At 70.5% G+C, this 8,129-nt stretch carries 7 protein-coding genes; 5 read left to right on the top strand and 2 right to left on the bottom strand.

Annotated elements, in window-relative coordinates:
• The first annotated feature begins 27 nt into the window (after nucleotides 1-27).
• Both VHU88_24390 and VHU88_24395 read left to right on the top strand, forming a co-directional pair.
• On the top strand, nucleotides 28-531 hold the full coding sequence (locus VHU88_24390) for an OsmC family protein (GenBank protein HEX3614851.1): 504 nt from the start codon (nucleotides 28-30) through the stop codon (nucleotides 529-531).
• A 56-nt stretch (nucleotides 532-587) separates the two neighbouring features.
• Nucleotides 588-1,067 (top strand): GNAT family N-acetyltransferase, encoded by a 480-nt coding sequence (locus VHU88_24395; protein ID HEX3614852.1) that lies wholly within the window; start codon nucleotides 588-590, stop codon nucleotides 1,065-1,067.
• Here the strand turns inward: VHU88_24395 and VHU88_24400 are convergent.
• Together VHU88_24400 and typA are read right to left on the bottom strand one after the other, a co-directional pair.
• Entirely contained in the window at nucleotides 1,060-2,199 is a 1,140-nt protein-coding gene (locus VHU88_24400) for a glycosyltransferase (protein HEX3614853.1), read from the bottom strand. The genes VHU88_24395 and VHU88_24400 overlap by 8 nt on opposite strands.
• A gap of 103 nt (nucleotides 2,200-2,302) precedes the next feature.
• Nucleotides 2,303-4,162, bottom strand: a complete 1,860-nt coding sequence (typA, locus tag VHU88_24405; protein HEX3614854.1) for a translational GTPase TypA — start codon at nucleotides 4,160-4,162, stop codon at nucleotides 2,303-2,305.
• Between the two features lie 98 nt (nucleotides 4,163-4,260).
• Between typA and VHU88_24410 the strand changes: the two genes are divergently transcribed.
• From VHU88_24410 to VHU88_24420, 3 genes are all read left to right on the top strand, one after another.
• Nucleotides 4,261-4,971, top strand: coding sequence for a VIT family protein (locus VHU88_24410; GenBank protein HEX3614855.1), 711 nt, complete (start codon nucleotides 4,261-4,263; stop codon nucleotides 4,969-4,971).
• A 45-nt stretch (nucleotides 4,972-5,016) separates the two neighbouring features.
• Complete coding sequence (locus tag VHU88_24415; GenBank protein HEX3614856.1) at nucleotides 5,017-6,225, top strand: helix-turn-helix domain-containing protein; 1,209 nt, start codon at nucleotides 5,017-5,019, stop codon at nucleotides 6,223-6,225.
• A gap of 147 nt (nucleotides 6,226-6,372) precedes the next feature.
• Entirely contained in the window at nucleotides 6,373-7,947 is a 1,575-nt protein-coding gene (locus VHU88_24420; GenBank protein HEX3614857.1) for an AMP-binding protein, read from the top strand.
• The last annotated feature ends 182 nt before the right edge of the window (nucleotides 7,948-8,129 follow it).

Below are 8,129 nucleotides of genomic sequence, written 5' to 3' on the forward strand. Positions count from 1 at the left end.
CCGGTCAGCCTGGCCTAGCGTGCGGTCATGGACAAGGCCGAGTTGCAGGCGCTGCAGGCGCCGCTGAAGGACCAGTACCGCGCCGCGCCCGACGCGGCACTGATCACCCTGTCCGCCGAGGGCACGCTCGACCCCGAGGGGGTGAGCTGCACCGTGGCCACCGGGCGGGCCCTGGTCGAGGCCGGGCTGCACCCGGCGACCGGGGGCACCGGCAGCCTGGCGTGCTCCGGCGACATGCTGCTGCAGGCGTTGGTGGCGTGCGCCGGAGTGACCCTGCGGGCCGTTGCGACCGCCCTGGAGCTCGAGGTGCGCACCGGCACGCTGCGCGCCGAGGGCGACCTGGACTTCCGGGGCACCCTCGGGGTGGCCAAGGACGCCCCGGTCGGCTTCACCGCCATCCGGCTGCACGTCGCCCTGGACACCGACGCCCCGAAGGAGCAGGTCGACACCCTGCTGCGACTGACCGAGCGCTACTGCGTCGTGCTGCAGACCCTGGCCAACTCGCCGCGGCTGGAGTTGGTGCGGTCCTGACCGCGCTGGACCTGCGCCGCGCCACCCTGGCCGACGCCGAGCAGATCCAGGCCCTGATGACGGCCTCGGTGCTGGCACTGTTCCCGGCGCACTACGACCCGGTGCAGACGGCGAGCGGAATGCGCCACATCGGCGTGCTGGACCCGACGCTGATCGAGGACGGGACGTACTTCGTGGTCACCGCGCCGGACGCCGGCCTTTTCGCGTGCGGTGGCTGGAGCCGCCGGGACAAGTTGTTCAACGGCGCGGTCCCCACCGGCGACGAGGCCCGTCTGCTCGACCCGACGCGGGAACCGGCCAGGGTGCGGGCAATGTTCGTGCACGGCGACTGGACCCGGCGCGGGCTGGGCACCCGCATCCTGGACGCGTGCGCGGCGGCCGCCCGCGCCGAGGGGTTCACCGACCTGGCGCTGATGGCAACCATGCCCGGCGTGGCGCTGTACCGGTCGTGGGGGTTCACCGACGAGCAACCGCAGGACCTGGTGATGCCGGACGGCGTGATGATGCCGGGCGTGGCCATGCGGCGGACTATTTAGCCGCCAGCTCCGCCAGCGCCTCGACCGCCGCGTCCGCACCGCGGTAGCCGCCCATCACCCGGGCGAAATAGTCCGCGGCGGACTGCATTCGGATATCGAAGATCGCGTGCTCCACTGCCCGGGATATCCCGCCGCGCTTCCCGAGTTCGACCGTCATGCCGGCGCCGAGTCGGGCGACCATGGCCGCGTTGAACTGCTGGTCCCGACCCATCGGCACGCACACCATGGGCACCGCGTGGGCCAGGCTGTTCAGCGTCGTGCCCAGCCCACAGTGCGTCACCACCGCGGTCGCCCGCGACAACAACTCACTGTGGTCGAGGAAACGAGCCACCACGGTGTTCTCGGCGGCGTCGAGGTCGGCCGGGGCGACGGAGTGCCCGGTGGTCACCACTACCTGCACGGGTAGGCCGGAAAGTTCGTCGATCGCCCACTGCAGCGCGCCCTGCTGATCCTGGAAGCTGGTGCTGAAGCTGACCAGCACCAGCGGGTCCACCGTCGCCGGCGGGGTGGGCTCGAACCCGCCCAGGGCCGGGCCGTCCAGGATCGGGCCGATGTAGCGGTACTGCGCGGGCAGCGAGGCCGGCACGTCGAACTCTTCGGGCAGCGTCGCCAACGCAAGCGCGCAGGTGTCGTGCGCCTCGGCCAAGCTCGCCACGGGCCGCGCCCCGAGCTCCGCGCGCATGGCGTGCAGCATGGGCAGCGCCGGTTCCAGGAGCTCGACCAGCGGGCCCGCGCGGAACAGCGACGGCGCCAGGTGGAACAGCGCGACCGTCGGGATCCCGGCCACCTCACCCGCCGCGCCCGCGCCCCAGGCCAGGCAGTCGACGATGAGCACGTCGGCCGGTTCGCGCTCGAGTTCGGCGAGGGTGTCGTGGCCGATGCCCGCGTCGAAGAAGATGGCCCGACAGAAATTGGGGATCTCCTCGGCCGGATCGACCGGCCAGGTGCTGTCGAACGGCGCGGCCTTGGTGAAGGACACCGGCCGCCACCCGTGGACCCCGCAGCGCTCATGGATCGAGGGGTGCCCGAGCAGCCGTACGTCGTGCCCGAGCGCGCTGAGTCGGGCGGCCAGGCCGAGGGTCGGGACCAGGTTGCCCGCCCCGTCGACCGTGACCATCAGAAAACGGGTCATGGCGCGCACCCTATTGCCGGCGCGCCGAAACCTCCCCTGACCTCAGCGAAAGCTGAGCGGTACAGCCCCCACTTGCGCCGACGTTGCCCGCGGTGAACCGGGGTCAGCCACCCTTGGCGGCCCGGCCGCGGATGCGCTCGCGCTGCTTGGCGTCGAGTTCGACCTTGCGGAGCCGGACGAAGCCCGGGGTCACTTCGATGCACTCGTCCTCACGACAGAACTCCAGCGCCTGCTCCAGGCTGAGGTTCCGGGCCGGGACCAGGCGCTCGAGTTCGTCGCTGGTGGACTGGCGCATGTTGGTGAGCTTCTTCTCCTTGCAGATGTTGACGTCCATGTCGTCCGAGCGCGCGTTCTCCCCGACGATCATGCCCTCGTAGACCTCGGTGCCCGGGCCCACGAACATCGCGCCGCGCTCCTGCAGGTTGGCCAACGCGAACCCGGTGGCCGGACCCTTGCGGTCGGCGACCAGGGAGCCCGAGGGGCGGGTGCGCAGCTCGCCGTGCCACGGCTCGTACTTGTCGAAGACGTGGTGCAGCAGGCCGGTGCCGCGGGTCTCGGTGAGGAACTCGGTGCGGAAGCCGATCAGGCCACGGGCCGGGACGCGGTACTCCATCCGGACCCAGCCGGTGCCGTGGTTGACCATCTGCTCCATGCGGCCCTTACGCAGGCCGAGCAACTGGGTCACCACTCCGACGTAGTCCTCGGGGACGTCGATGGTCATGTGCTCCATCGGCTCGCAGAGCTTGCCGTCGATCTCCCTGGTGACGACCTGCGGCTTGCCGACGGTCATCTCGAATCCCTCGCGGCGCATCAGCTCGACGAGGACCGCCAGCTGCAGCTCACCACGGCCCTGGACCTCCCAGGTGTCCGGCCGCTCCGTCGTCAGCATCCGGATCGACACGTTGCCGACCAGCTCGGCCTCGAGCCGGTTCTTCACCAGCCGGGCCGTCAGTTTCGTGCCCGACTGGCCGGCCAGCGGCGAGGTGTTGATGCCGATGGTCATCGAGATCGACGGTTCGTCCACGGTGATCAGCGGCAGCGGGATCGGGTTCTCCAGGTCCGCCAGGGTCTCGCCGATCGTGATCTCCGGAATGCCGGCGATGGCGATGATGTCCCCGGCCCAGGCGCGTTCGGCCGGCACCCGCTCCAGCGCCTCGGTGAGAAACAGCTCGGTGATCTTGACCCGCTCGACGGTTCCGTCGGTGCGACACCACGCCACTTGCTGGCCCTTGCGGATCTCACCCTCATACACCCGGCACAGCGCCAGGCGGCCCAGGTAGGGCGAGGAGTCCAGGTTGGTCACGTGCGCCTGCAGCCCCGCGCCCTCGGTGTACTCCGGCGCCGGGATGGTGTTCATGATTGTGGTCATCAGCGGGCGCAGGTCGGTGCCGTCGGGCATGGTCCCGTCGGCCGGACGGGTCAGCGAGGCCAGGCCGGCCTTGGCGCAGGCGTAGACGATCGGGAACTCGATCTGGTGCTCGTCGGCGTCGAGGTCCAGGAACAGCTCGTAGACCTCGTCGACGACCTCGGCGATCCGCGCGTCGGAGCGGTCCACCTTGTTGATGCAGAGCACCACCGGCAGCTTCTTCTCCAGCGCCTTGCGCAACACGAAGCGCGTTCCCGGCAGCGCGCCCTCGGAGGCGTCGACCAACAACACGACGCCGTGGATCATCTCCAGGCCGCGCTCCACCTCGCCACCGAAGTCGGCGTGGCCGGGGGTGTCGATGATGTTGATGGTCAGCGGGTCACCCGCATCGGAGATCCACTGCACGGCCGTGTTCTTGGCCAGGATCGTGATGCCCTTCTCCCGCTCCAGGTCCATCGAGTCCATGACCCGCTTGTTGACGTCCTGGCCCTCCCGGAAGGCACCGGCCTGCCAGAGCATGGCGTCGACCAGCGTGGTCTTGCCGTGGTCGACGTGGGCGACGATTGCGACGTTGCGCAGGTCGGAGCGGACGGACACGGTGCGAACTCCTGTGGCGGGGGCCTGGCGGGTGGACGTCCCATTGTCCCGTACCCACCGGTGTGCCGGCGCCACCGCGAAGCCGGCACCTTATGGCCATGTCGACCACGCACCCGGGCGAGGCGCACGATCCGAAGCTGGCCGGACGCCTGAACCAGCTGCGCGCCGCGGTACTCGGCGCCAACGACGGAATCGTCTCCGAGGCCGGGCTGGTGATCGGCGTCGCCGGGGCCACCACCGCCCGCGACCCCTTGCTCACCGCCGGCCTGGCGGGCCTGGCCGCCGGGGCGGTGTCCATGGCGCTCGGCGAGTACGTCTCGGTGAGTAGTCAGCGCGATGCCGAACGCGACCAGTTGGCCAAGGAGAAGCGGGAGCTGGCCGAGGACCCGGTGGGCGAACTGGCCGAACTGGCCGGGCTCTATCGGGCGAAGGGCCTGTCCGCGAACACCGCCCGGTTGGTCGCCCAGGAACTGACCGACCGCGACGCCCTGGCCGCCCATGCCGAGGCGGAGCTCCACCTGGACCCCACCGACCTGGCCGACCCGGTGCGCGCGGCGGTGGCCTCCGCGGTGTCGTTCACGCTCGGGGCGGCGATCCCACTGCTCGCGATCACGCTGCCGCCGACCCAATTGCGCGTCCGGGTGGCCGTGCCGGTGGTGCTGGCCGCCCTCGCCCTGGCCGGGTCCATCGGCGCGCACGTCGGCGGCGGGCGGACGGGACGGGCGGTGCTGCGCGTGCTGGTGGGCGGCGGGGTCGGGTTGGCGTTCACCTATCTCGTCGGGCACCTCGCCGGGGCCGCGACCAGCTGACTCGGCGCTGCCGCAGGTCGCCCGGCCGCCTCTAGGATGCGGGGCGTGGTGGCGCCGGCGCTCGACGAGATCAGTCGCGACGCCATGCGGCAACTGGCTGCCCGGACCGACCCGGACGCGTTCGCCGTGCTCATCACGGTCGACATCGCCTCGCGGGTGTGGCCGGAGCAGGCCAAGGATCCGGACTTCTACGAGGCATTGGCCCTGTCGGTTCGCGACAACGTGCGGGCGATCGTCGCGTTGTTCGCCGGGACCCTGACGCTCCCGGACGCGGACCCGCACGCAGCCTTCGGCTTCGCCGACCTGACCGCCGAGATGGGTATCCCGGTCAGCGAGTTGGAGAAGGGCTACTGGGTCGGCGTCCAGTCGTTCTGGCACCTGTGGTTCCGGCAGGTCCGGACGCAGACCGGCCCGGCCACGTTGGTGGAACTCCTCGGGCCGCCCACCTCGCTGCTGTTCGACTACATCATCCACATCCTCGCCGCCGTCGTCGGCCGCTACGACGCCACTCGCGCCGAGATCCTGCGCAACCAGGAGGACCGGCGCCGGGCGGCGCTGAACCAGGTCCTCGACGGGGAGCTGACCCAGCCCACCCAGGATCTGGAGAACCTCCTCGGGTATCGGTTGCGCGGGTTCCACCTGGGCGTGGTCCTGGACGTCGGGGACCGGGCGCAGGCCGAACGCGCAGTGGCCGACCTGGTCTCCGGCAGCGGCGCCCGAGGTTCGCTGCTGACCCTGCACGGCCCGGGGACCTGGGCGGCGTGGTTGTCGTTCGCTGCCCCGCCGGGCTCGTCGACCCGGGCGTTGCTGACCGAGGCGGCGACCGCCACCGGGATCCCCACCGCGATCGGGGTGCCGAGTTCCGGGGTCGCCGGGCTGCGCCGCACCTACCGGCAGGCGCTGGACGCGACCCGCCTGCGGCGGCGGTTCGTCGGTCTCGGCGACGTGCTCTGGTTCGCCGACGTCAGCCTCGAGCTGCTGATGCTCAGCGACGAGTCCACCGCCCGGCAGTTCGTCAGCGACGAACTCGGTGAGCTGAACGCCGACGACGAGCGGGCCGCCCGGACCCGCGAGACCGTGCTGGCCTGGCTGAGCACCGGCTCGCAGTCGGCGGCCGCAACCCGCCTGGGAGTGCACGAGAACACCGTGCGACAGCGCATCCGACACGCCGAGGAGGTGCTCGGCGACAGCCTGGTCGACCGTCGGGCCGAGGTCCTCGCGGCGCTGCGACTGCAGCCCCTGTTCGGCCCCTGACGCGAAGAGGCGCCGGGGCTGGTCGTCCCGGTCAACTTGTTGGATTCCACCACACCCACTCCGGCTAATCCAGGATATTCACTATTCATTCATCCCCTTCGGCGCTCTACATTCCACAATATTGCGGCCTGGACGGAGGCTCTGCAGATGTTCGACCACACCATTGGTGGGTTGCTCGAGCGCGCGGCAACGGCGTACGGACCGCGGACGGCGATCGTCGCCGGCGACCGCCGGATCAGCTACGGCGAGATGATCGGCGAGGTGCGCCGTACCGGCCGGGCCCTGCTCTCCGCGGGCCTGCAGCGCGGCGACCGGGTGGCAATGCTGATGCCCGACCGCCCCGAGGTGCTCTACGCGTACTACGGGGCGCTGTGGGCCGGCCTCGGCGTCGTGCCGATCAACGCCCGCCTCGGTGCCGAGGACCAGGCGTACATCATCTCCGACTCCGGCGCCCGGGCCATCGTCCACGACGCCGCCTACGCCTCGCGGCTGTCCGGGATCATGGGTGACCTGGACACCGAGGTGCTCGCGCACCGGCTGTCCGTCGACGCGAACGCCGTGCTCGACGGCGGCACCCCACTCGAGCTGCTGACCGACAAGGAGTCCGCCGCCCCCGGAATGCCGGGCGTCGCCTCGGACGACCTGTTCGGCATCGACTACACCGGCGGTACCACCGGCCGGCCCAAGGGCGTCGTGCACACCCACCGCACGTTCAGCGCCGCGCTGTTCAGCGAGCTGCTCGAGCTGGGCCTGGGTGAGGCCGACACGTTCGCGCACTGCGCGCCGCTGACCCACGCCAGCGGCGGTTTCGTGCTCCCGGTCTGGATGCGCGGCGGAACCAACCTGGTGCTCGGCGGCTTCGACCCGGACCGCCTGCTGCACGCGATCGCGCAGGAGCGCGTCACGGCAACCTTGCTGGTCCCGACGATGATCTACGTCCTGCTGGACCACCCGGGCCTGGCCGACGCCGACACCTCGTCGCTGCAGACCGTCGTCTACGGTGCCGCACCGATGGGGACCGAACGACTGGTGGACGCGCTCAAGCGGTTCGGCCCGGTCTTCGCCCAGCTGTACGGACAGACCGAGGCGCCGAACCAGCTCACGACGCTCCGCAAGGACGACCACGCCGAGGCGTTGCGCACCGGCGACCTCACCCCACTGGCTTCTTGCGGCCGCCCGGTCGCGATCGCGGACGTTCGGCTGCTCGACGACGATCTCAACGAGGTCCCGATGGGGTCCGACGGCGAGATCTGCGTCCGCGGCCCGCACGTGATGACCGGCTATTGGAATCGGCCGGAGGAGACCGCAGCGACGCTGCGCGACGGCTGGCTGTGCACCGGCGACGTCGCTCGGGCCGACGACCGCGGCTTCCTTTACATCGTCGACCGCAAGAAGGACATGATTATCTCCGGCGGCTACAACGTGTACCCGAAAGAGGTCGAAGCCGCCCTGTTCACGCACCCCGCGGTTCGCGACGCCTGTGTGATCGGCGTGCCGGACGAGAAGTGGGGCGAGTCGGTCAAGGCCGTAGTGGTCCTGGACCCGGCCGCGCAAGTTGACGGCGCCACTCTCATCGAGTGGGTCAAGGCCGCCAAGGGCTCGGTGAACAGTCCGAAGACCGTCGACTTCGTCGACGCGATCCCCCTTACCGCTGTGGGAAAACACGACAAACCAACGCTGCGCAAGCAGTACTGGGGTGGCCGTGATCGCGCAGTGAACTGACGGCTGCAGTTCAGCCGCGGTGTGCATTGGCCGGATTCCTGGCCACTCGTGCTCGTTCCTCGCGCGGGCGGCTCAGTCATCCGAACTAGAGGAGAAACTATGAAGTTGATCGGCAGAAAGGCGGCTGCCGTTCCGTTCGTCGTCAGCGCGGCGCTGGTGCTTGCGGCGTGCGGCAGTTCCGG

This window comes from Sporichthyaceae bacterium (assembly GCA_036269075.1).
Classification (GTDB): Bacteria; Actinomycetota; Actinomycetes; order Sporichthyales; family Sporichthyaceae; genus DASQPJ01.

What these genes read in the sequence shown, in the direction of transcription:
- VHU88_24420 (HEX3614857.1), top strand. Translation starts at nt 6,373, where the DNA reads ATGTTCGACCACACCATTGGTGGGTTGCTCGAGCGCGCGGCAACGGCG.
- VHU88_24410 (HEX3614855.1), top strand. Translation starts at nt 4,261, where the DNA reads ATGTCGACCACGCACCCGGGCGAGGCGCACGATCCGAAGCTGGCCGGA.
- VHU88_24395 (HEX3614852.1), top strand. Translation starts at nt 588, where the DNA reads ATGACGGCCTCGGTGCTGGCACTGTTCCCGGCGCACTACGACCCGGTG.
- VHU88_24390 (HEX3614851.1), top strand. Translation starts at nt 28, where the DNA reads ATGGACAAGGCCGAGTTGCAGGCGCTGCAGGCGCCGCTGAAGGACCAG.
- VHU88_24400 (HEX3614853.1), bottom strand. Translation starts at nt 2,199, where the DNA reads ATGACCCGTTTTCTGATGGTCACGGTCGACGGGGCGGGCAACCTGGTC.